Raw genomic sequence first — 22947 nt, 5'->3', positions numbered from 1 at the left:
CTCCCTGGTTGATGCGAAACGCCTACCGGGATCGCGGGTCGAGCGCGTCTCGCAATCCGTCACCGAACAGGTTGAACGCCAGCACGGTGACGAAGATCGCCAAGCCGGGCGGAATCATGTACATCGGGTCGACCTGGTACCAGTTCGCCGCCGTCGACAGCATGTCGCCCCAGCTCGCGGTCGGCGGGCGGACACCGACGCCCAGGTAGGACAGGCCGGCCTCGAACAGCACGTTGGTCGGGATCAGCAGCGTCGCGTAGACCAGGATCGGCGCGATCAGGTTCGGCAGCAGTTCGGTGAACAGGATGTACGGACGCCGGGCGCCGAGACTGCGGGCCGCGTCGACGAACTCCCGTTCCCGCAGCGACAGCGTCTGGCCGCGGATAATCCGGCCGATGTACGGCCAACTGAAGAAGCCGATGATGAAGACGATCAGCGCGACCCGCAGTGAGTCACCTTTCAGCCCGAACATCTGGTCCGGGATGGCGCCGACCAGCGCCAGCGCGAACAGCACCAGCGGGAACGCCAGGAAGATGTCCATCAAGCGGCTGATCAGGCCGTCGACCCAGCCGCCGAAGTAGCCGGCGACGATGCCCATCACGACGCCGATCACCACCGACACCAGGGTCGCCAGGAAGGCGATCAGCAGCGAGATGCGGGCGCCATAGACGATCCGCGCGAAGATGTCGCGGCCGTTCACCGGCTCGACCCCGAACGGGTGGTCCCAGCTGACGCCGCCGAGCTTGCCGATCGGCGTCTGCAGCGACGGGTCCACGAGGTCCTGGTGGAAGTCGTTCGGCGTGACGCCGACCAGCTTGCAGATCAGCGGGGCGAAGATGCCGACCACGATCAGTAGCAGCACGATGGCGCCACCGGCGAGCGCGACCTTGTCGCGCTTCAGGCGCATCCAGGAGATCTGCCACAGCGACCGGCCCTCGATCTTGCCGACACCTTCGAGTACGGCCTCCGGCTGCGCGGAAGATGACCCCGGCTCGACCTCGAGTGGCGTGCTCACGCGATGAGTTCCCCTGCCTGGTTCGGATGAACCGGAACGAAATCCGGAATGGCTGCCGCCTTAACCTGCCGCCATTACAGCCCGGAGTCAAACGCGGAAAGTGCTGCGTTGCCCGATCGTGATCGTCAGGAAATCGTCCCGTATCGTGGACTTTCCGCAGTAAACCACGGCGTCGCACCCAGGGTCGTCAGGACCGTGCGAACCGTTACTGCCATGGCATTTTTGTGTCACTTGCGGAGACCGGAGAGATACAGGAACGACAACGGATCGAGAGCCGTTGTGAGGTTCTCCACGCCCTTGCCGGCGACCACCGTGACGCGTCCCTGCCAGCTCGGGATCACCGGCGCCTCCCGCGCGATCACTCCTTGTAGCTGACCGATCAGGTCGTCGCGTTGCAGACCGTTCTGCTCGGTGCGTTCCTGCTGCAGCAGCTTGGTGGCCGCCGCGGACCGGTAGCCGTTCTGGAACGGCACGTCGGTGACGAACGGCGCCAGGTAGTCGTCGGCGTCCGGGTACGCCGGGGTCCACCCGGCCTGGTACAGGTCGTACGCCCCGGCCTTCGTCGCCTGCTGGTACTGCGGCCACTCCGCGCCGCGCAACGTCACCTTGAACAACCCCGACACCTCGAGCTGACGCTTCAGCTCGAGCACCTCGGCCTTCGCACCGACGCCGTACTGCGACGGGGTCCAGCCGATCGTCAGCGGCACCGGTGCGGCGATGTTGGCCTCGCGGAGGATCGCCGCGGCCGCCGCCTTGCTCGGCTGCTTGTACTCCGTCTTGAACGCGTCCGCCTGCCCGCCGTAGCCGGGCGGCACCACCGAGTACAGCGGCGACACGTGGTCGCCGTACGCCTTCTTCGCGATCGCCGGGCGGTCGATCAGCTGCGCGACGGCCCGCCGGACCACCGGCTTGCGGGCCAGCAGCGACTTCATCTGGAACGCGTACAGCCGGATGTCGGCCGAGCCCTTCTCGGCGAGCTGGACCTGGTCGGACTTGCGGAGCTTGTCCAGCAGGCTCGGGCCGAAGCCGTGGAACGCGAGATCCGCCTTCCCCGTCGTCACCGCCTGGTAGAGCGCGTTCGAGTCCTGCAGCAGGCTGATCGTGACGCCGTCGTTCTGCGCCGCGCGCGGACCGCGGTAGCCGGCGAACTTCGTCAGCGTGACCTCGGTGCCCGGCTTGTAGCCGGACAGCTGGTACGGCCCGCTGCCCATCGCCTTGGTGTCGAGCAGCTTGTTCGCCGGGTAGGTCTCCTCGTCCACGATCGACGCCGCGGTCGTGGTCAGCAGGTACGGCAGGCGGGCGTCCGGGCTGGTCAGGTTGAAGACCGCGGTCAGCTCGTCCGGCGTACTCACCGACTTCACCGAGGAGAACAGCGCGGCCGCTCCCCCGGGCGTCTTCAGCCGGACGAGCCGGTCGAAGCTGAACTTCACGTCCGACGACGTCAGCTCGTGCCCGTTCGGGAAGGTCAGGTGCTCCTTCAGGCTGCAGGTGTACGTCGTCGGCGAGTCGAACTGGCAGTCCGCCGCGTCCGGCACCGGGGTCGGCTTGTCCGGCAGGATCGTCAGCAGCGTCTGGTACAGGTTCGCCTGGACGGTCCGCGAGCCCACGTCGTACCGGCCGGCCGGGTCCAGCGACGCGATCGAGTCGGTGGTCGCGAGCCGCAGCAGCATCAGCTTCGGCGTCGGCTCCCCGGGGTGCGGGGCGTTGTCGTCCGGCTCACCGCAGGCAGCCATCGACACCCCGAGGGCGCCAACCGCCACGGCCGCCGACACCCGGCGCACCCACTCGCTCACCGTCTCACCTTCCCCAGCCCGTCCCCTGCATCCACAACGGCCCCCGAGGGCACCAGGTGACGGTAGCTCGTCACCGGAGCAGAGCGCGCAAGGAGTCCGGGGTCAGCGGCTCCAGCGACTTCACCACGAGCCGGCGCGGCGCGTCCGGGATGGTCACCCACTGCGGCACGGCGACGACGTACATACCGGCCGCCGTCCCGGCCTGCGTGCCGGTCAGCGAGTCCTCGATCACGACGCAGTTCGCCGGGTCCACGCCGAGCCGGGCGGCGCCGGTCAGGTACGGCTCCGGGTGCGGCTTGCCGAGCGTCACCTCGTCGCCCGCGACGATCACGTCGAACGGGTCCGGCGGCAGGTGACCCATGACGGCGTCGATCATGCTCCGGTACGACGCCGACACCAGCGCGCACGGCACCTCTTCCTTGCGCAGCGCCTGCAGCAGCTCGAGCGCGCCCGGCTGGAAGCTGACCTCCTTGCGAAGCGCCTCGACCACCTCCGAGAACATCCGGTCGGCCAGCTCCTCGGCGGTGATCACCCCTTCCGGGATCCGCGCCATCCACACCTGCACGGCGTCCCGCAGGTCGCTCCCGATCAAGGTCATGCAGTCCTCGATCGTCCAGGTCGCCCCGAGCCGGGCGAGCAGCTCCAGCTGCACCTCCGCCCAGACCTTCTCGGAATCGACCAACGTCCCGTCCATGTCCCACAGCACCGCTTGCAGGGCCGGCAACTACCGCTCCTCTGTCGTCCTTGTGATCGTCCGCACCGATCGCGTCGGAGTCCATTCTCCCTGGTCGGGCACGACACGTTCCGCCTGGGGTGAAACCGGGCACACACCGACGGCCGAGCACGTAGGCTGGCAGTCCGATTGAGTCCGAATGGCTACAGAGACGACAGGGGGCCTGCGAGTGGTTGACCTCGCGAACCTGAGGGACCCGGTCGTGATCGCCGCGTTCGAGGGCTGGAACGACGCGGCCGAGGCGGCCACCGGAGCGGTCGACCACCTGATCGACGAGTGGGACGCGGAGCTCGTCACGGCGATCGACCCCGAGGACTACTACGACTACCAGGTGAACCGTCCCCGGGTCGGCCTCGACGAGGACGGCGCCCGGCGGCTGACCTGGCCGACCACGCGGATCTACCTGGCCCGGCCGGAGGACACCGGCCGCGACGTGCTGCTGATCCGCGGCGTCGAGCCGAACATGCGCTGGCGGGCGTTCTCCCGGGAGCTGCTGGAGATCGTCGACGAGTCGAACGCGCAGCTCGTCGTGGTGCTCGGCGCCCTGCTCGCGGACGCCCCGCACACCCGGCCGATCCCGGTCTCGGCGACCTCGTCCGACGAGGAGCTGAACGCGGCCTGGAGCCTGGAGCCGTCGACGTACGAGGGCCCGACCGGGATCACCGGCGTGTTCGCCGACCTGTGCACGACCCTCGGCGTGCCGGCGGTGTCCATCTGGTCCGCGATCCCGCACTACATCGCCGGCACGCCGTGCCCGAAGGCGTCGCTGGCGCTGCTCAGCAAGATCGAGGAGCTGCTCGACCTCGCCATCCCCGAGGGCGAGCTGCCCGAGCTCGCGCGGGCCTGGCAGCGCGGCGCGGACGAGCTCAGCGAGGAGGACCCCGAGGTCGCGGAGTACGTCCACTCCCTCGAGGAGCAGCGCGACACCGCCGACCTCCCGGAGGCCACCGGCGAGGCGATCGCCGCCGAGTTCGAGCGCTACCTGAAGCGCCGCAACAAGAACCGGCCGGGCGAGTAGGGAGCGAGTAGTAGGTCTACAGTTCCCGGGCCGCGGTGGCGATCACGTCGTCGAGCACGGCCCGGGACGTGGCCAGGTCGGCGATCATCCGGTCGATGCGATCCCGCTCGGCGGTCAGCTCGACGACCAGCTCCGGCGTGGCCCGCTCGTTCGGACCGCCGTCGGGGTCCCGCATGCACGGCAGCAGCTGCGCGATCTTCTTGCTGTGCAGCCCGGCCGCGAACAGCTCCTGGATCAGGATCACCCGGTCGACGGCACGCTCGGCGTACTCCCGCTGGCCGCCCGTGGACCGCTCCGAGACGAGCAGCCCCTGCGCCTCGTAGTACCGCAACGACCGCACGCTCACGCCGGTCCGTCCCGCCAGCTCCCCGATCCGCACCGTCACCCTCCGGGACTTGAACCTGACACTGATGTCAGACTCTACCGTCCGGATATGACCCTTTACGACTACAGCCCGCTCCCCACCCGCCCCACGCTGACCTGGCCCGACGGCAAGCGCGTCGCGTTCTACGTCGGCCTCAACATCGAGCACTTCCTGCCCGGCGAACCGTCGACCAGCATCTGGCCGCTCGACCTCGATCCCGATCCGCTGAACCACGGCTGGCGCGAGTACGGCGCCCGGGTCGGGATCTGGCGCACCATCGACATCCTCGACCGGCACGGCGTCCGCGCGAGCGCGCTGCTCAACTCCGACGTCGCCGAGCACAACCCGCAGATCGTCAAGGCCGGCGTCGAGCGGGACTGGGCCTGGCTCGCCCACGGCCGGACCAACTCGGTCCTGCACACCGGGTACGAGCCCGACGAGGAACGGCGCGTCCTCACCGAGATCACCGGCACCATCGAGGCCGCCACCGGTCAGCGCCCCAAAGGCTGGATGGGCCCCGGACTGACCGAGACCCACAACACGCCACAACTGCTGTCGGAGCTCGGCTACCAGTACGTGCTCGACTGGACCAACGACGACCAGCCGTACCGCCTCAACGTGCCCGGCATGCTGAGCGTCCCGTACACCGTCGAGCTCAACGACCTCGGCCTGTTCCTGCGCGGCCTCAGCGGCCCGGACTTCCTGCAGATGGTGAAGGACCAGTACGACGTCCTGCGCGACGACTCCGCGGACACCGGGCGGGTGATGGCTCTCGCGCTGCACCCGTTCGTCATCGGGCAGCCGTTCCGGGCGAAATACCTGGACCTGGCGCTGCAGTACATCGCCGCGCAGCCGGACGTCTGGATCACCACCAGCGACGCCATCGCCGCGCACTACGCCGAGGCGTAACCGCGGCGGGGTGTGGACCGTTGTTACCAACGGGTTTATTCTCGACCGGACAACTGGGGGGTGACGGTCCGCCGTCACCGTGAGCACGGGGAGCAACGCATGCGCAGGCGCGACGAGCGGGGCGGTAGCTCGATCCCCGCGCTCGCCGTGCTCGTGCTGCTCGGCGTGGTCGCCACGGTCGGCATCCTCGGCAACGAGAAGCACCCGCCCGTCGACCTCACCACCCTGACCGCGTCGACCACCGCGACGACGATCGCCACCGCACCGCTCGACGGCGAGCCGTACGCCGGCACCACCGGGCTCGTCGTGCACCCGCGGACCGAGGCCGCGCTCTACAGCGGCCCCGACGCCGACGCGTTCGGCAAGATCGGGCCGACCCAGTTCGGGCCGACCTGGCTGCCGGTGGTGGAGCAGACCGACGGCTGGGTCCGCGTCCTGCTCCCCTCCAAGCCGAACCGGTCCACCGGCTGGCTCCGGGACGAGGATCTCGACCGGGCCACCTCGTCGTACCTGATCCGCGTGCACACCAGCTCGCGGAAGCTCGAACTGTTCCTGAACAACAAGAGCCTCGGCAGCTGGAAGGCCGGGGTCGGCGCGCAGAAGACGCCGACACCGCCCGGCCGGACGTTCCTGCTCGGCTCGATCATCGACCACAAACGCTCCGCCTCGCCGATCGTGCTGCCGCTGGGTGCGCACAGTCCCACCTTGGACACGTTCGGTGGCGGACCTGGTACGGTCGCGATCCACGGCTGGCCCGATCCGCAGGTGTTCGGGGCCGCCATCAGCGCCGGCTGCGTCCGGGTGCCGCGCACCGCGCTGGCCCATCTGCAGAAGGTTCCGCTCGGGACGCTCGTCCTGATCGACAGCAAATAAGGAGATCCGATGCGACGACCACTGAGGAGGCGTCTGACGCCGACCGTGCTGACGGCCGCGGCCGTGGCGGGCGTCGTGACGTTCAGCCTGGTCGCGAGCGCCCCCGTCGGCAACGCGGCGGCCCGCCCGTCCTCGGCGTACGCCGTGAGCGCCGAAGGCCAGGTGCCGATCCCGAAGACGCCGTACGCCGAGTCGCCGGACGGCAAACGGCACACGACGTCCGCGCTCGAGCTCCCGGAGAACCCGCTGATCTCGGTCCGGGCCGGTACGGCGACCGCGGGCAACGACTCGGCCTCGGTGGAGCTGTTCGACATCGTCGTCGGCCCGGACATCCTCAGCCAGGTGACGATCCCGGCGGAGCTGAAGAACCAGTGCACGTCGCTGCCGAAGACCGGCGCCGACAACCTGCCGATCCCGGACATCGCACTGCCCGATCTCGGCCTGCCGCTGCCGCAGCTGAGCACCAAGGACCTGCCGGTGAAGAACCTGCCGGACCTGTGCAACCTACTGCTGAACCCGCCGAAGTCGCTGCTCGGCATCGACTCGCTGAACGTCTGGTGCTCCGGTGACACCGGTGGCGTCGACATCGGCTCGCTGACGCTGCTGGGCCAGACCATCAAGGCGCCGAGCACCAAGCAGGGCGCGACGCTGCCGGCCGCTCCACTCGCGACCATCAAGGTCAACAGCCAGGGCAAGCACTCCGACGGCGCGTTCACGATCACCGGGGTGAGCATCGACCTCGGTGGCGGGACCGAGGTCATCAACCTCGCCTCGGCCACCTGCGCCAAGCCCGCCGCGAAGCCGAAGCCCACCCCGAAGCCGAGCCCGCCGGTCGAGGCTCCCGCCCAGGTCGACACCCCGCCGGCGGCGCCGGTCCCGACCCCGGTGAAGACCCACCACCCGGTCACCGGCTGACCGAAGCATCAAGCTGGGGAGGATCCCGTGCCGAATCGGGCACAGGATCCTCCCCAGACTCTTGCCTAGAGCTTGACGCCCAGCAAGGCGTCGCAGGCCTGGGCGATCAGGGCGGGGGCCTCGTGGTCGTCGCCTTCGTTCTCCGCCCAGGCGTCGACGGCGGCCAGCGCACCGACCGTGTCCAGGTCGTTCGTGAGAGCCGCCCGTACGGCGTCGACCGCGGCCGCGCCGTCCGGCCCGGAACCACGCCCGACAGCCCCACGCCACACGTCGAGCCGAGCCTGCGCATCGGTCAGGTCCGACGCCGTCCAGAACCAGTCCGTGCGGTAGTGATGCGTGAGCAGCGCGAGCCGGATCGCCATCGGGTCCGCCCCCGCGAGCCGCTCCTTCGACACCAGCACCAGGTTGCCCTTGGACTTCGACATCTTCTCGCCGTCCAGGCCGACCATCGCCTGGTGCACGTACGCCCGGGCGAACGGGTGCTGACCGGTCGCGACCTGCGCACCGCTCGCCGACATCTCGTGGTGCGGGAAGATCAGGTCCGACCCACCGCCCTGGACGTCGAACGACATGCCGAGGTACTTCAGCGCGATCGCCGAGCACTCGACGTGCCATCCCGGCCGGCCGCGCCCCAGTGCGGAGTCCCAGGCCGGCTCCCCCGGGCGCTCGTGCCGCCACAGCAGGCTGTCCAGCGGATCCTGCTTGCCCTCGCGGTCCGGGTCGCCGCCGCGCTCCGCGAACAGCTCGCGCATCGTCTCGCGGTCGTAGTTCGACACCGACCCGAACGCCGGGTCCGCCTTCACCGCGAAGTACAGGTCGCCGTCGACGGGGTAGACCGCGTCCGCGCGGCGCAGGTCCTCGACCGCGCTCGCGACCAGGTCGATCGACTCGACCACGCCGATGTAGTGCTGCGGCGGGATCACCCGCAGCGCTGTCATGTCGTCGCGGAACAGTTGGATCTCCTGCGCCGCGAGGTCGGTCCACTCGACGCCGGTCGCGGTCGCGCGCTCCAGCAGCGGGTCGTCGACGTCGGTGATGTTCTGCGTGTACGAGACGTCGTACCCGGCGTCCCGCCAAAGGCGGTTGATCAGGTCGAACGTGACGTACGTCGCCGCATGGCCCATATGCGTCGCGTCGTACGGCGTGATGCCGCACACGTACATCCGCGCGGGCCCGCCGTCACCGGGCGGGACCTCGACGAGGCCGCGCGACGCGGTGTCGTAGAGGCGTAGCCGCCGGGCCGGGCCCGGCACGACCGGGATGTCTGGTTTCGTCCACGCCTGCATGTGTCGGAGCTTATGCCAGTCCGATTTTCAATGACGCGACACGGTTCCATTCCGTGGTCCGGACGGCGACGTGCACCCCGGCGGCCGCTAATCTCGCCGAACGATGAGTGCAGACTTCAGTCCCGAGCTCCAGGCGTACGGCGGCTGGATCGCCGCCGCGGCGATCCAGCAGCAGGACCTGTTCAACGACGTGGTCGGACCGGACTCCCTGGAGGCCGATCTGGACGCGCGGACGCTCAGCAGCGAGCGCGGCGTGCTGGGCGGGATCTCCCTACTCGGAAGCTTCTCCGAGCTCGACCGGACCTGGCTGTGGGGCTGGGCCAACCCGGGGTTCGGGCCGGACGCGCCCGCGGTCGCCCCGACGCTCGCGATCCGCGAGTTCGGCGAGCGGCACGGGATCGCCGAGTTCACCACCGACAGCCCGGACCTCGGCGGGTTCGAGCAGCCGGCGCAGGCCGCGATCACGCTGGCGATCGCCGCCGGTTCGGTGCTCGGCGGGCGCGGCGTCTGGTCGACGGCGATCAACGAGGGCCGCGGGCACGTGTACCTGCACGTCGCCGACGAGCAGCTGCCGCTGGCCGGCTTCGACGCGATCGCCACGCCGCGGCTGCTGATGACCGCGATCAGCGTCTTCCCCGCCGACCACCGCCAGGTCGTCCGCGGCTACCTGCAGCACTTCGGCCTGCGCTACGACGAGGGCCCGGACGCGATCCGCGGCACGGCGCCCGACGGCGGGCCGATCGTGGTCGAGTTCGACGACCTCGGCCGGGTCGGCAACATCAGCGTGCAGCCGCGACCCCAGAGCTAGAACGCCGGCCAGGGGATCGCGGGCCAGTCCTCGCTCGGGTACGGGAAGCTCCCGGTCTTGAGCAGCGTCGAGCAGCGTTCCCGGGTCGCGGTCAGCTCGACCGTGGTGACGAGCTCGCACAATTGTTGCCCCAGACCACCAGCCAGCTGATCCGCGAGCCGCCGGACGTCGTCGAGCAGGTCGGCCGGGATCGGCTCACCCGCCCAGCCCCACAGAACCGTACGGAGCTTGTCGTCGGCGTTGAACGTCACGCCGTGGTCCACGCCGAACACGCGGCCGTCGCCCGGGTTGAGCACGTGGCCGCCCTTGCGGTCGGCATTGTTGACCACGGCATCGAACACCGCCATCCGCCGCAACGCGTCGTTGTCGGCGTGCACGAGCGTGACCGGGTTGTGGCGGCCGTCGAGCGCGTCCAGCACACCGACCCAGCCGGCGGGCACGCGGCCCTGCGGCACGATGTCGACCAGCTCGGTGTCCCCCGGGCCGAGCTCGGCCTCGTCGATCCACAGCTGCACCATGCCCACGCCGAGCGGCCCGTCGCGCAGCAGGGTCGGCGGCACGATCGACCAGCCGAGCGCCTCGGACACGACGTACGCCGCGAACTCGCGCTGGGCGAGTGTGCCGTCGGGGAAGTCCCACAGCGGCCGCTCCCCCTCGACCGGCTTGTAGACCACCGTGGCGGTGTCGCCGGCCAGGCTCACCGAGCCCTGGTACGTGCCGTTCGAGGCCGCGACCAGGCGGCCGTGCAACGACAGCTCCCCCAGGGCGAGCAGCTCCGGATCGATCGTCATTCCGGCAGGTGCCTGCGGTAGCCGTTGGCTCGTGGGCAGATGTGGCCGTCCGCGTCGATCGGCCGGCCGCAGAACGGGCAGCTCGGGCGCCCGGACGCGACCAGGGCGACCGCGCGGCGGGCGAACGCCCGGGCCTGCTCCTCGGTGATCCGGACGATGAAGACCTCGGCGTCCTCGGACTCCATCGCCGCGGCGACCGGGTCGGTCTCCTCCAGGTCCGCCTGCTCGCCGGTGACGACCGCGAACACCTCGATCACGACCCGCTCGGCGTCGGCCTCCCAGGCCAGCGTCATGGTGCCGGCCCGGAACTCCTCCTCGATCGGCTGCTCCAGCGGCGCGGTGTCGTCGACCGCGGTCTGCGTGACCGGGTCGCGGTCGAACCGCCGCGCGACCTCGTCCAGCATCACGTCCAGCCGCTCCGCGAGGGCCATCACCTGTTCCTTCTCGCACGCCACCGAGGTGAGCCGGTGCCCTGCCCGGGCCTGCAGGAAGAACGTCCTCGCACCGGGTTCCCCCACGGTGCCGGCGACGAACCGCTCGGGGTCGTCGTAGGAGTGCACAACTCGCGCCATACCTATGACCCTATTACCGTCCGCCGACGACCGCGTCCGAGGACTGCTTCTTGGGCTTGCCTTTCGCTGTCGGCTTAGGGACCAGCGAGGCCAGTTCGCTGCCCGAGTCGTTCAGCCGGACCAGGAACGGGCGGGTCTTGGTGTAGGTGATGATCGTCGTCGACGCGGTGTCCACGACGATCCGCTGGAACGTGTCCAGGTGCTGACCGAGAGCGTCCGCGACGATCGCCTTGATCACGTCGCCGTGCGAGACCGCGACCCAGATCGCGTTGTCGCCGTGGCTTTTCGCGACCTCCGCGTCGTGCGCGCGGACGGCGTCGACCGCGCGCTGCTGCATCGCCCGCATCGACTCGCCGCCCGGGAACGTGACCGCGGACGGGTGCTGCTGCACGACCGCCCAGAGCGGGTCCTTGGCCAGGGTCGCGATCTTCTGCCCGGTCCAGTCGCCGTACCCGCACTCGGTCAGCCGGCGATCCGTTGCCGGACGCAACCCGTCGTGCTGCTTCGCGATCGCGGCCGCGGTCTGCTTGCAGCGCTCGAGCGGGGAGGTGACGATCGCGGCCAGTGGCAGCTCGGCGAGGCGCTGCGCGACCGCCGCGGCCTGCTGGACGCCGGTGTCGTCCAGCTTCACGCCGGGCGTGCGGCCCGCCAGCGTGCCGGAGGTGTTCGCGGAGCTACGACCGTGGCGAACCAGGATCACGGTGGGCATGGACTGCACGTTATCCCGTCCGCACAAGTCGTGGTGCCATGATGGTGACGTGATCGTGGACTGCGGGGTGTACGCCGAGGGCGAACGGCAGGACCTGCCCAAGGATCCCGAGACCGTTGCCGACGCCATCAAGGACACCGACGGCGGCGCCGCCAGCTTCGGCTGGATCGGGCTGCACGAGCCGTCGGACGCGGAGATGGCGCGGGTGCAGCGGCTGTTCGGCCTGCACGATCTCGCCATCGAGGACGCGCTGCAGCTGCACCAGCGCCCCAAGGTCGAGCGGTTCGGCGACACGCTGCTCGTCGTCCTGCGGACCCTCTGGTACGTCGACGAGGGCGACGCGGTCGAGACCGGCCAGGTGACCGCCTTCGTCGGGCCGCGGTATGTCGTGACCGTGCGGCACGGGGAAGGCGGCGAGCTCGCCACCACCCGGCACCAGCTCGAGGAACGCGCCTCGATGCTGGGGCACGGCCCGGCCGCGGTGCTGTGGGCGATCTCGGACGCGATCGTCGACGACTACGAGCGGGTCGCCGAGCAGGTCGAGATCGACGTCGACGAGATCGAGTCCTCGGTGTTCTCCCCCGAGCGCACCAGCGACGCGGAGCGGATCTACCGGCTGAAGCGCGAGGTGCTCGAGATGCGCCGCGCGATCGACCCGCTGCGGGAGCCGATGGAGCAGTTCGCGCACGGCGGCGGCGGGCTGGCGCCGAAGGCCGGCCCGTTCTTCCGCGACGTCGCCGACCACCTCAGCCGGGTCTCCGACCAGGCCGAGGCGATCGACACCCTGCTCACCTCCGCCCTCAACGCGCACCTCGCCCGCGTCTCGGTCCAGCAGAACGACGACATGCGCAAGATCTCCGCGTGGGTCGCGATCGCCGCGGTACCGACGATGCTGGCCGGCATCTACGGCATGAACTTCGACAACATGCCCGAACTCCGCTGGCACTTCGGCTACTACGCCGTCCTCCTCCTGATGGCCACCGTCTGCATCACCATGTACCGCTTCTTCCGCAAAGTCGGCTGGCTCTGAGAGCCCTCCGCGTGCTCCGCCGGCGCTCACTTCGTCGCTGCGCTCCTCAACGCGCCGGCTCCGCGCGCTCACACCCACCCCCGGCTGCCGCCGGTGCATCTCCTGCCGGCTACCGCCGCCGTTCTGCGGCTACCGCCGCCGTGTTGCGGCTACCGCCGCATGCACGCGCTGCCGCGCGGTCGACTGCCGCCCGTCAGCTCGCGAGAGCGCGCGCTGTCGCCGGGCGGCGGGTTCGGCTCCGCCGCCCGGCAACCGCGCGCATCACGTCGCGGTGATCGTGCTGGTGGCCAGGAGGATGATCAGGACGAGGCCGAGCAGGACCCGGTAGAACGCGAAGACCTCGATCGAGTGTTTCGCGACGAAGCGGAGCAGCCAGGCGACGGACGCGTACGCGACGACGAAGCTGACGATCGTGCCGACGATCAGTGGTACGGCGCCGACGTCGCCGGCGAGGGCGTCCTTGAGCTCGTAGACGCCGGCGCCGACGAGCGCCGGGATGCCGAGCAGGAACGCGATCCGGGTGGCGGCGACCCGGTCCAGGCCACGGAACAGGCCGGCCGACATCGTCGCGCCGGAGCGCGACACACCGGGGATCAGCGCCAGACACTGCACGATGCCCATCACCAGCGCGTCGACCAGCGTGATCCGGGTCAGCGGGCGCGACTTCGAGCCCAGGCGCTCGGCCGCGACCATGACCACCGCCCAGCCGATCAGCGCCGCCGCGACCCACCACAGGCTGCGCAGCGGGCCGGAGATGATGTCGCGGGCCAGGAAGCCGACGATCACGATCGGCATCGAGCCGACGATCACGTACCAGCCCATCCGGTGGTCGAACTCGCCGCGGTGCTCGGGCTTGAGCAGGCCGCGGACCCAGGCGACCGCGATCCGCCGGATGTCCTTCCAGAAGTAGAGCACCACGGCCGCGATCGCGCCGATCTGGATCACCGCGGTGAACCCGGTGATCGAGGGGTCGTCGATCGGCAGCCCGAGCATCTTCGACACGATCGTCAGGTGCCCGGTGCTGGAGACCGGCAGGAATTCGGTCAGTCCCTCGACGATGCCGAGGATGATGGCGTCGAAGATCGTCATCAGTGGCCGGCTCCGGACAGTTCCAGCGCCTCGGCGGCGGTGCGCAGGTCGGCGATCCGCTGCTCGACGGTCGGCGCGAACGGCGTCAGCGCGACGGTCGTCGCCCCCGCCTCGGCGTACGCCGCGAGCTTCTCCGCCATCCGCTCCTTGCCGCCGAGCAGCGAGATCGAGTCGAGGAAGCCGAACGGTACGGCGGCCATCGCCTCGCGGTGCTTCTTGGCCAGGTACAGGTCCTGGATCTGTTTCGCCTCGTCCGCGTACCCCATCCGGACGGCGAGCGCGTTGTAGAAGTTCTTCTCCCGGCTGCCCATGCCGCCGATGTACAGCGCGGCGTAGCCGCGGACCGGGTCGGCCGCCGCCTGGATGTCGTCCCCGGACATCAACGGGGTGGTGACCACGACGTCGAAGCCGTCGAGGTCCGCCTGACGGTTCTGACGGACCGCGCGGCCCGTCCTGATGTGCGCCAACTGCTCTCCAAGGAAGCCTGGGTCGTTGAGGATCCCGAGCCAGCCGTCGGCGATCTCGCCGGCCAGCTCGAGGTTCTTCGGGCCGACCGCGGCCAGGTACACCGGCACGTGGTCGCGGATCGGCCGCACGGTCAGTTTCAGCGCCTTGCCCGGTCCGTCGGGCAGCGGCAGGGTGAAGTACTTCCCCTCGTACGCCACCGTCTCGCGTCGCAGGGCCGCGTTCACGATGTCAACGTACTCACGGGTCCTGAGCAGAGGCTGAGAGAACCGCACCCCGTGCCAGCCCTCCGACACCTGCGGCCCGGACACGCCGAGACCGAGCCGGAACCGGCCGTTCGACAGCCGGTCGAGGGTGGCCGCGGTCATCGCGGTCATCGCCGGCGTCCGGGCCGGGATCTGGAACACGGCCGCGCCGACGTCGATCGTGGTGGTCTGCGCGGCGATCCAGCTGAGCAGCGTGGCGGCGTCCGAGCCGTACGCCTCCGCGGCCCAGGTGACCGCGAAACCGAGCGCCTCGGCCTCCTTCACCAGCCTCAGGTGATCCAGATGGTCGTCGCCGCCGTAGACGAAGCCGATGTTCAGTCCGAGTCGCATGACTGGCGAGCCTAGCGAGCCGTTGTCGGTGGGCCGCAATAGGCTCGGTCCATGCAACAGCGCTATCTCGGTCACAGTGGCCTGGCGGTGAGCAGGCTCGGCCTGGGCACCATGTCGTGGGGCCGCGACACCGACGAGCACGAGGCGCGCGAGCAACTCGCCGCGTTCGTGTCCGCGGGCGGCACGCTGATCGACACCGCCGCGGCGTACGGCGACGGCGACAGCGAGCTACTGATCGGGTCGCTGCTCGGAGACGTGGTGGACCGTGACGACCTGGTGATCGCGACCAAGGCCGGGTTCAGCGTCCGCCGGGGCGAGCGGATCACCGACACCTCCCGCGGCGCGCTGCTGCGCGATCTGGAGGGCTCGCTGCGCCGGATGAAGGTCGACCACATCGACCTCTGGCAGCTGCACACCTGGTCCGACGACGTGCCGCTGGAGGAGACGCTGTCCGCGCTCGACCACGCGGTCAGCTCCGGCAAGGTGCGCTACGTCGGCGTTTCGAACTACGCCGGCTGGAAGTCGGCCCGGGCGGTCACCTGGCAGCAGGCCTGGCCGGGCCGCGCGGTGCCGGTCAGCAACCAGGTCGAGTACTCGCTGCTCGCCCGGGACGCCGAGGTGGACGCCCTGCGCGCCGCCGCCGGCCTCGGGATCGGCGTGCTGGCCTGGTCGCCGCTCGGCCGGGGTGTCCTGACCGGGAAGTACCGGACCGGCATCCCGGCGGACTCCCGGGCGGCGTCTCAGCATCTGTCCAGATTCGTCGACCCCTATCTCGACGCGCGGGCTTCGGGCATCGTGGAAGCGGTCGCACGAGCCGCCGACGGGCTCGGCTGGACCCCGCTCGAGGTGGCGCTGACCTGGGTGCGGGACCGGCCGGGGGTGTCGGCGGCGATCGTCGGGGCCCGGACAGCGTTACAACTGAAGTCGGTTCTGGGTGTGGAGGAGCTCACATTGCCGCCCGCCATCGTCGCGGCACTGGAGGACGTTTCCTGAGCGTGGGTAGTTGGAGGTGCGGATGGCCGAGTACGAACTGCAGCAGTTCGAGGTGTCCAGGACGGAGTCCCGTGGCGCGGTGCGCAAGCTGCTCACCGAGCACGCGGAATACGGCGGGTGGGAGCTGGCCAGGCTCCGTCGCTACCCGGACGGATCCCGGCGGGTCTGGCTGCGCCGCCGCATCATCCGCGTGATCCGGACCCTCTGACCGGCCCTCTGATCGGCCCGGAAAGTCCGGGCCGTTCTCCCGGCGCAATATCTCTGCGACAGAGGTATTCTCGGGAGCGTGACCGAACTCCTGGCCGAGGAACTGATCGCCGCGATCGGGCTCGTGCGACGGCGGCTGCGCCGCTCCGCCGGCCGCCCGTTCCCGTTGTCCGCGCTGACCGACTCGCAGGCCGAGCTGGTCCGGACCGTGCGCCGCAACCCGGGCATCTCGGTCGCCGAGGCCGCGGCCGAGCTCGGCCTGGTCGCGAACACGGTGTCGACCCTGGTCGGGCAGCTCACCGAGCGCGGTCTGCTGCAGCGCACACCTGACGAGTCCGACCGGCGTGTCGCCCGGCTGACGCTCACCGAGCCGGCCCGCGAGCAGGTCGAGGCCTGGCGCGACCGGCGTACGGCGCTGGTCTCCGGCGTGCTCGACGACCTCACGCCGGCCGAGCGCGACGCGTTGGTCTCCGCTTTGCCGGTGCTGACCGCACTCGCGGAGCGTCTGCATCCCGAGGAGCAGCTGAGGAAGGAGCGCGTATGAGTGCTGAGCCCACGGTGCCCGCGGTGTCGGTGGCGGGCCTCAGTCACCGCTTCGGCGACCAGCTCGCGGTCGACGACCTCGACCTGTCCGTCTCCCCCGGCGAATGCTTCGGGCTGCTCGGCCCGAACGGCGCCGGCAAGACGACGACGTTGCGCGTGCTGAACACGCTCTACCCTCCGCAGTCCGGCACGGTCCGGGTCTTCGGCCTCGACGTCCGCACCGACGCGATGCGGGTCCGGCGCATGCTCGGGTACGTCCCGCAGCAGCTGTCGATCGAGGGCGCGCTCACCGGCCGCGAGAACGTGTCGTGGTTCGCGCGCCTGTTCGACGTACCGCGGCGGGAGCGGGCCGCGCGTGTGGCCGAGGTCCTGGAGATCGTCGACCTCACCGATGCGGCCGACCGGCTCGCATCGACGTACTCCGGCGGCATGGTGCGCCGGCTCGAGCTCGCGCAGGCGCTGGTGAACCGGCCCGCGCTGCTCGTGCTGGACGAGCCGACCGTCGGGCTCGACCCGGTGGCCCGGGACTCGGTGTGGGCGCGGGTGCAGGAGATGCAGGAGCGGTACGGGATGACCGTGCTGCTGACCACGCACTACATGGAGGAGGCCGACATCCTCTGCGACCGGGTCGCTCTGCTGCACCTCGGCCGGCTGCGGGCCGTTGGTACGCCGACCGAGCTGAAGGCCGCGCTCGGTCCCGACGCGAGCCTCGAGGACGTGTTCCGGCAGCACACCGGCGAAAGCCTGGAAGGTCAGGCGAAGGGAGGTCTGCGCGATGTCCGTGGCACCCGCCGCACCGCCCAGCGCCTGGGCTGATTCGCGCCCGCGCGCGGCACTGCGGCTGTTCTCCAGGATCGGCACGTTCTGCCTGGTCGAGTTGCAGAAGCTGCGGCACGACCGGACCGAGCTGATCACGCGCGCGATCCAGCCGATCCTGTGGCTGGTCATCTTCGGCCAGACGTTCAGCCGGATCCGGGCCATCCCGACCGGCGACGTCCCGTACCTCGACTACCTCGCGCCCGGCATCATCGCGCAGTCGGCGCTGTTCGTCGCGATCTTCTACGGGATCCAGATCATCTGGGAGCGTGACGCCGGGATCCTCACCAAGCTGCTGGTGACGCCGTCCCCGCGCTCGGCGCTGGTCGCCGGGAAGGCGTTCGCGGCCGGCGTCCGCACGATCTCGCAGGCGATCGTCGTCCTCGTCGTCGCCGCGCTGCTCGGCGTCAGCCTGACCTGGAACCCGCTGAAGCTGCTCGCGGTCCTCGCGGTCGTCGTGCTCGGGGCGGCGTTCTTCTCCTGCCTGTCGATGACGATCGCCGGGCTGGTGCTGCGCCGCGACCGCCTGATGGGGATCGGCCAGGCGATCACGATGCCGCTGTTCTTCGCGTCCAACGCCCTCTACCCCGTCGAGATCATGCCCGGCTGGCTCCGTGCGCTCTCGCACGCCAATCCGCTCACGTACGAGGTCAGCGCCCTCCGCGGCCTGCTGATCGGCCAGCCGACCAACTACCTGCTCGACTTCACGGTGCTCATCGCGGCCGCCGTCGCCGGCATCTGCGCCGCCGCCGCCCTGCTCGGCCGGCTCGCGCGCTAGAGGTCCTGGCGGACCCGGACGTCGGGTTGCACCCGAACCAGGACCAGCAGAGCGACGGCCGCGGTGACGAGCCCGGACCCGATCAGCGCGAGCTCGGCGCCCACCGCGCCGATGATCGGGCCGCCGACGAGCATCCCGGCCGCGCTGCCGGCGCTCACGACGACGCTCTGGCCGGAGAGCAACGCGCGCCGCTCGGCCCCGACGGATGTACGGGTGATGAGGACGGAGATCGCCGCGATCCCGATCACCACCGTCACTCCGGACAACGCACCCATCACGGCGACCATCGGCGGTGTCGTCCACACGCCCATCCCGACCCAGCACAAGCCGCTCCAGGCCCAGGCCAACGACGCGGTCACGACCGGCCTGGTCCGCCGTACGACGGCCAGCGACACCGCGGTCCCGACGAGCGAGCCCACGCCGTACCCGGTCATGCCCGCGGCCAGGTAGATGCCCGGCTGCCCGCGTTCCTCACCGACGACCGACAGGCCGAGCGTGAACGCGAACCAGGTGACGCATCCCGTCCCGCGGACCACCCACCCGTACGCGACCTCGCTGCGTCCTCGCAGGCTCGCGCGGATCGACGGCGGCGCCAATCCCTCGGGAGCACGTTCGGACCGCACCGCGCACGCCAGGACTCCGGCGCCGGCGACGGTCGCGGCCTCGATCCAGAGCAGTCCGTTCGTCAGGCCGGTCGACACCGCGAGCGCTCCGACGGTCGGACCGATCAGCATCCCGAGCCGTCGTAGTCCGTCCTGCCAGGTCAGCAACTGCACCGCCCGGCCGTCGCCCCACCGGTCGCCGGTGTCGGCGAGCAACGCCGAGCGCCCCGGGTTCGACAGTGCGTCGCCGCAGCCGAGCAGCAGCCCGCTCAGGATCAGCCACTCCGGGGACAGGATGCCCAGGCCGGCCGCCGCCGGAACCGAGGCCAGCGCGATCGCCGACACCAGGGCCACGACCGCGAGCCGCGGCCCGGAGTCCACCCACTGGCGCGCCTTCCGGGCCCACCACGGCGACAGCAGCACGGGTACGCCGGCCGCGCCCGCGACCAGTCCGGTCGCCGCGACGGACCCGGTCTCGCGCAGGATGACCAACGGCAGCGCGACCTGTGAGATCCGGAACGCGAAGTCCGCCGTACCACCGCCGGCCAGCAGGACCAGTGCCTCGGATCGCGCCTTCACGCCTTGAATTCTTGGCGTTTCCGCCGCCGGCGGGTAGGCAGTGAGTGTTGCCCGCTTGCCATAGGCTCTGCCTATGGCCTCATTACCCTCGGTCGAGGACCTGCGGCTGGTCCAGGCCGTCACCCGCACCGGCGCCGTCGGGACCGCGGCGCGCGAGCTGCGCATCTCGCAGCCGTCCGCCTCGCAGCGGCTCGCCCGGCTCGAACGGCTCTGCGGCACCAAGCTCTTCGAGCGCGACACCCGCGGCGCCCGCCCCACCCGGGCCGGCGCCGAGCTGAGCCGCCGCGCCGACCACATCCTCGGCCACCTCGAGGAGGTGTACGACGCCACCCGCGCGGCGGCGGTCACGCAGCGCCTCGTGATCGGGACGTTCGCCAGCCTGGCGCCGATCCTGTTCCCGGTCCTCGACGCCGACCTCCCCGACCTGGAGATCCAGCAGCAGGTCGACCACGGTCACTTCCTGGTCGAACGCGTCGCCGAGGGCACCATGGACGCCGCGTTCATCGCGATCGCCGACCAGATGACACTGCCCCGCGGCACCGTGTCCCGCCGCGTCGGCCGCGACGAACTCGTCCTGTTCGTCCCGCCCGGCGCCCGCCCACCCGGACGCGGCCGCCGGCCGTTGAAGGACCGCCGGATCGCGTTCTCGACGTACGACCGCGGCGCCGAGGACATCCACTCCCGGCTCGCGGCCCTGGGCGCGATCCCGCGTCGTGGAGTCACCTTGAGCACCACCGTCGCCATGGCCCGCCGCAGCTCACACCTGGCCCTGGTCCCCCGCAGCGCCCTGGCCACCGAACTCCGCACCGGCGAGCACCTCACCCCCGCCCCCTTCCACTACCGCCTCACCCTCTCGGTCGTCACCGCTCCCACAGCTCCACAGCCCCTGATGACCCACCTCCCCCAACTCCGCGCGACGTTGAACCTGTCGTAAGGAACCGGGCGGGACGATCTGACCGGTAGTGGTCACCGGCGTTGACCGCGCGTCGCCGGGCGCGGTGGGGTGAAGAGCATGGCGACCGTCGACGACGTACGACGACAGTTCCGGAACCCGCCGCCCGAGGCGCGGCCGATGATGCGCTGGTGGTGGTTCGGGCCGTCCATCGAGCGAGACGAGATCGACCGCGAGCTGGAAGCCATGGCCGCGGCCGGACTCGGCGGGGCCGAGGTCGCGTTCGTCTACCCGATGGGGCCGGTGACCGCGCCGTTCGGATCGCCGGAGTTCCTGGAACTCGTCGGGCACGCGGCCCGGACGGCTCGCCGCCTCGGCCTGCGGTTCGACGTGACGCTGGGGAGCGGCTGGTCGTACGGCGGGCCGCACATCGGACCGTCGCTGGCTGCCCGGCAGCTGCACTGGGACCGGCGCGAGATCGGCGCGGCGGCGTACGACGTACCGATCGTGGCGGCCTGGCCCGGTGACGAGTTCGTCGCCGCGTACGTCGGCGACGGGTCGGCCGGCGCGCCGTCGTCGTACGTCGAGGTGCCGGCGCGGGACGGGATCATCCATGTGCCGGCGGGCGGTCAGCCGCGGGAGGTGCTGATCGCGACGTCCCGCGTGACCGGGCAGAACGTGAAACGGGCCGCGGCAGGCGCCGAGGGTCTGACGCTCGACCACTATTCGGCCGCCGCGGCTCAGGAGCACATCCGGCGGGTGGCGGAGCCGCTGGTGCAGGCCGCGACACCTGAGCTGATCGGATCCGTGTTCTGCGACAGCCTCGAGGTGTACGGCGGTGACTGGACCCCGGCGATGCTCGACGAGTTCGCGAAGCGGCGCGGGTACGACCTGCGGCCGCGGCTGTACGAGCTGCTCGTCGACACCGACGGCTCACGGCAGTTGCGGATCGACTTCGGGCGGACGCTGTCGGAGCTGTACGAGGACAACTTCCTGAAGGTGTTCCAGCGCTGGGCGGCCGGGTACGGCGTACCGTTCCGGATCCAGAGCTACGGCGAACCGCCCGCGACGATGAGCAGCTACCGGCACGCCGACCTGTTCGAGGGCGAGGGGTGGGGCTGGACCCGCATCCCGGAGACCCGCTGGGCGTCGTCGGCCGCGAACATCTACGGCCGGCACGTCGTGTCGGCCGAGGTGTGGACGTGGGTCCACTCCCCCTCGTTCCGCGCGACGCCGCTGGATCTGCAGGGCGAGGCCCACGAGCATTTCCTCTCCGGCGTCAACCAGCTGATCGGCCACGGCTGGCCGTACTCACCGTCCGGGGGGCCGGGGGTCGGGTGGATCTTCTACGCCGCGGGCGCGCTCGACGACCGGAACCCTTGGTGGCCGACGGCAACCGCTTTGTTCGGCTCCCTGCACCGGCTGTCGTGGCTGCTCCAGCAGGGCACGCCGGTGCGGCCGGTGAAGATCTACATCCCGACCTCGGACGCGTACGCCGCCCGCCGCGGGCACGCCGAGCCACTCAACCTGTACCGCGTCGCGCGCCGGCTGATCCCCGAGAGCGTGCCGCGTGCCGTGCGGGAGGCCGGACTCGACTTCGACCTGATCGACGACGACGCGCTGGCGGTACTGGATCCCGCCGACGCCCCGCTGGTCGTCGTACCCGAAGGAACCACGACACCACCGGAGGCGGCGCGCTGGCTGGATGCCGTCGCGGCGGCCGGCGGACGGGTGATCACCGACGTCGCCGGCCTCGCCGGCCATCTCCCGCCGCCGCCGATTCCGCCGCAGCAGGACGTCGGGGTGGTGCACCGCCGACTCGACGACGGCGACCTCTACTTCGTCGCCAACACCGGCCCCGAGACCCGCACGCTGACCTTCGACCGGCCGATGGAACGCTGGAGTGCGCTGACCGACGAGGTGACCGTCGCCGACACCGCGATCCTGCACCCCTACGAGGCGGCTGTCCTGCTTCCCAGCGCCGCAACGCCGTCGGTCCCGGCGGCCGAGCAGGTCGTCGGCACCGTCGACGGGCACTGGTCGGTTGCCTTCGACAACGACAGTCGTCCGGTCACGCTCCCGCATCGCTGGGAGGACGACCCTGCGCTCGCGACCTACTCCGGGGCCGCCACCTACCGTACGGAGCTGGACCTTGCCGAGACCACCGGCAGCCTGTTCCTCGATTTCGGTCCCGGCGAACGCGTCCCGTCCGAGGCCGAACCGTACCTTCCGGACAACTCCTATCGGGCGATGGTCGTCCCGCCGGTCGGCGTGGCCGCCGGCATCTGGGTCAACGACGTGCACTGCGGCTCGCTCTGGGCGCCGCCGTACCGCGTCGACATCACCCACGCCGCGCGGCCCGGCACCAACACCGTGCGCATCGTCGTCCACAACACCGGCGCCAACGCCCTGTCGGCCGACCACCACCTCCTCGCCCGCGCCCAGGACGTCACCGCCACCTTCGGCCGCCGCTTCGACCTCCAGGACATCGAGCACGCGGCGGACCTGCTGAACTCCGGCCTCCTAACCGCACCCGTCGTCGTCCGCCGATCCCCGTCCTGACGATGCCGG

The 22947-nt window shown here is 70.8% G+C and carries 24 protein-coding genes; 13 read left to right on the top strand and 11 right to left on the bottom strand.

The window, feature by feature from the left end; translation table 11 throughout:
- Positions 1-22: 22 nt before the first annotated feature.
- From ABZW60_RS25045 to ABZW60_RS25035, 3 genes are all read right to left on the bottom strand, one after another.
- Positions 23-1015: an ABC transporter permease gene (locus ABZW60_RS25045; RefSeq protein WP_355480648.1), complete on the bottom strand. Its 993-nt coding sequence runs from the start codon at positions 1013-1015 to the stop codon at positions 23-25.
- 227 nt (positions 1016-1242) lie between these two features.
- Complete coding sequence (locus ABZW60_RS25040) at positions 1243-2808, bottom strand: ABC transporter substrate-binding protein (RefSeq protein WP_355480647.1); 1566 nt, start codon at positions 2806-2808, stop codon at positions 1243-1245.
- 70 nt (positions 2809-2878) lie between these two features.
- Complete coding sequence (locus tag ABZW60_RS25035) at positions 2879-3532, bottom strand: HAD family phosphatase (protein ID WP_355480645.1); 654 nt, start codon at positions 3530-3532, stop codon at positions 2879-2881.
- 178 nt (positions 3533-3710) lie between these two features.
- Here ABZW60_RS25035 and ABZW60_RS25030 point away from each other — a divergent pair, with 178 nt between their 5' ends.
- A complete protein-coding gene (locus ABZW60_RS25030) occupies positions 3711-4559 on the top strand; it encodes a PAC2 family protein (RefSeq protein ID WP_355480643.1) in 849 nt (282 codons plus the stop codon).
- Positions 4560-4575: 16 nt separating this feature from the next.
- Here ABZW60_RS25030 and ABZW60_RS25025 read toward each other — a convergent pair whose 3' ends face one another.
- The gene (locus ABZW60_RS25025; RefSeq protein WP_355480642.1) at positions 4576-4938 is read right to left on the bottom strand and encodes a MerR family transcriptional regulator; all 363 of its coding nucleotides are present in this window, start codon (positions 4936-4938) and stop codon (positions 4576-4578) included.
- Positions 4939-4992: 54 nt separating this feature from the next.
- Here ABZW60_RS25025 and ABZW60_RS25020 point away from each other — a divergent pair, with 54 nt between their 5' ends.
- The 3 genes from ABZW60_RS25020 to ABZW60_RS25010 all read left to right on the top strand — a co-directional run bounded on the left by ABZW60_RS25020 (position 4993) and on the right by ABZW60_RS25010 (position 7620).
- On the top strand, positions 4993-5832 hold the full coding sequence (locus ABZW60_RS25020; protein ID WP_355480640.1) for a polysaccharide deacetylase family protein: 840 nt from the start codon (positions 4993-4995) through the stop codon (positions 5830-5832).
- A 99-nt stretch (positions 5833-5931) separates the two neighbouring features.
- Positions 5932-6705: a L,D-transpeptidase gene (locus tag ABZW60_RS25015; protein WP_355480638.1), complete on the top strand. Its 774-nt coding sequence runs from the start codon at positions 5932-5934 to the stop codon at positions 6703-6705.
- A gap of 9 nt (positions 6706-6714) precedes the next feature.
- Positions 6715-7620 carry a hypothetical protein gene (locus ABZW60_RS25010; protein WP_355480636.1) on the top strand — a complete coding sequence of 302 codons (906 nt, stop codon included), beginning with the start codon at positions 6715-6717 and terminating at the stop codon, positions 7618-7620.
- Positions 7621-7685: 65 nt separating this feature from the next.
- Here the strand turns inward: ABZW60_RS25010 and mshC are convergent, their stop codons facing one another.
- Complete coding sequence (gene mshC, locus ABZW60_RS25005; protein WP_355480634.1) at positions 7686-8906, bottom strand: cysteine--1-D-myo-inosityl 2-amino-2-deoxy-alpha-D-glucopyranoside ligase; 1221 nt, start codon at positions 8904-8906, stop codon at positions 7686-7688.
- Between the two features lie 103 nt (positions 8907-9009).
- Between mshC and ABZW60_RS25000 the strand changes: the two genes are divergently transcribed.
- On the top strand, positions 9010-9714 hold the full coding sequence (locus ABZW60_RS25000) for a DUF6882 domain-containing protein (protein ID WP_355480633.1): 705 nt from the start codon (positions 9010-9012) through the stop codon (positions 9712-9714).
- Here ABZW60_RS25000 and ABZW60_RS24995 read toward each other — a convergent pair.
- The 3 genes from ABZW60_RS24995 to ABZW60_RS24985 are packed head-to-tail and all read right to left on the bottom strand — an operon-like array spanning position 9711 to position 11786.
- Entirely contained in the window at positions 9711-10505 is a 795-nt protein-coding gene (locus tag ABZW60_RS24995; protein ID WP_355480632.1) for an SCO1664 family protein, read from the bottom strand. The genes ABZW60_RS25000 and ABZW60_RS24995 overlap by 4 nt on opposite strands.
- The gene (locus tag ABZW60_RS24990; protein ID WP_355480630.1) at positions 10502-11077 is read right to left on the bottom strand and encodes a DUF3090 domain-containing protein; all 576 of its coding nucleotides are present in this window, start codon (positions 11075-11077) and stop codon (positions 10502-10504) included. The genes ABZW60_RS24995 and ABZW60_RS24990 overlap by 4 nt, the downstream gene beginning before the upstream one ends.
- 13 nt (positions 11078-11090) lie before the next feature.
- Positions 11091-11786 (bottom strand): histidine phosphatase family protein, encoded by a 696-nt coding sequence (locus tag ABZW60_RS24985; RefSeq protein WP_355480628.1) that lies wholly within the window; start codon positions 11784-11786, stop codon positions 11091-11093.
- A 49-nt stretch (positions 11787-11835) separates the two neighbouring features.
- Here ABZW60_RS24985 and corA point away from each other — a divergent pair, with 49 nt between their 5' ends.
- Positions 11836-12816, top strand: a complete 981-nt coding sequence (corA, locus tag ABZW60_RS24980; protein WP_355480626.1) for a magnesium/cobalt transporter CorA — start codon at positions 11836-11838, stop codon at positions 12814-12816.
- Positions 12817-13077: 261 nt separating this feature from the next.
- Here corA and ABZW60_RS24975 read toward each other — a convergent pair whose 3' ends face one another.
- The gene (locus ABZW60_RS24975) at positions 13078-13905 is read right to left on the bottom strand and encodes an undecaprenyl-diphosphate phosphatase (RefSeq protein WP_355480624.1); all 828 of its coding nucleotides are present in this window, start codon (positions 13903-13905) and stop codon (positions 13078-13080) included.
- The gene (locus ABZW60_RS24970; RefSeq protein ID WP_355480622.1) at positions 13905-14966 is read right to left on the bottom strand and encodes an LLM class F420-dependent oxidoreductase; all 1062 of its coding nucleotides are present in this window, start codon (positions 14964-14966) and stop codon (positions 13905-13907) included. The genes ABZW60_RS24975 and ABZW60_RS24970 overlap by 1 nt, the downstream gene beginning before the upstream one ends.
- A gap of 51 nt (positions 14967-15017) precedes the next feature.
- On the opposite strand from ABZW60_RS24970, the gene ABZW60_RS24965 reads away from it, so the two are divergent.
- The 5 genes from ABZW60_RS24965 (at position 15018) to ABZW60_RS24945 (ending at position 18303) form a co-directional block, all read left to right on the top strand.
- Positions 15018-15959, top strand: coding sequence for an aldo/keto reductase (locus ABZW60_RS24965; RefSeq protein WP_355480620.1), 942 nt, complete (start codon positions 15018-15020; stop codon positions 15957-15959).
- A gap of 22 nt (positions 15960-15981) precedes the next feature.
- Complete coding sequence (locus tag ABZW60_RS24960; protein WP_355480619.1) at positions 15982-16167, top strand: DUF5703 family protein; 186 nt, start codon at positions 15982-15984, stop codon at positions 16165-16167.
- A 78-nt stretch (positions 16168-16245) separates the two neighbouring features.
- Positions 16246-16710, top strand: a complete 465-nt coding sequence (locus ABZW60_RS24955; RefSeq protein ID WP_355480617.1) for a MarR family transcriptional regulator — start codon at positions 16246-16248, stop codon at positions 16708-16710.
- The gene (locus tag ABZW60_RS24950; protein ID WP_355480616.1) at positions 16707-17525 is read left to right on the top strand and encodes an ATP-binding cassette domain-containing protein; all 819 of its coding nucleotides are present in this window, start codon (positions 16707-16709) and stop codon (positions 17523-17525) included. The genes ABZW60_RS24955 and ABZW60_RS24950 overlap by 4 nt, the downstream gene beginning before the upstream one ends.
- Entirely contained in the window at positions 17485-18303 is an 819-nt protein-coding gene (locus ABZW60_RS24945) for an ABC transporter permease (protein WP_355480614.1), read from the top strand. Before ABZW60_RS24950 ends, ABZW60_RS24945 begins: the two co-directional genes overlap by 41 nt.
- Here the strand turns inward: ABZW60_RS24945 and ABZW60_RS24940 are convergent.
- On the bottom strand, positions 18300-19484 hold the full coding sequence (locus ABZW60_RS24940) for an MFS transporter (protein WP_355480612.1): 1185 nt from the start codon (positions 19482-19484) through the stop codon (positions 18300-18302). The two genes, ABZW60_RS24945 and ABZW60_RS24940, sit on opposite strands and share 4 nt — an antisense overlap.
- A 73-nt stretch (positions 19485-19557) precedes the next feature.
- Between ABZW60_RS24940 and ABZW60_RS24935 the strand changes: the two genes are divergently transcribed.
- A complete protein-coding gene (locus ABZW60_RS24935) occupies positions 19558-20418 on the top strand; it encodes a LysR family transcriptional regulator (RefSeq protein ID WP_355480611.1) in 861 nt (286 codons plus the stop codon).
- Positions 20419-20496: 78 nt separating this feature from the next.
- Complete coding sequence (locus ABZW60_RS24930; RefSeq protein ID WP_355480609.1) at positions 20497-22938, top strand: glycosyl hydrolase; 2442 nt, start codon at positions 20497-20499, stop codon at positions 22936-22938.
- The last annotated feature ends 9 nt before the right edge of the window (positions 22939-22947 follow it).

It is taken from the genome of Kribbella sp. NPDC003557, from assembly GCF_040610805.1.
Lineage (GTDB): Bacteria > Actinomycetota > Actinomycetes > Propionibacteriales > Kribbellaceae > Kribbella.
This window is presented reverse-complemented; position numbering and strand designations above follow the sequence as displayed.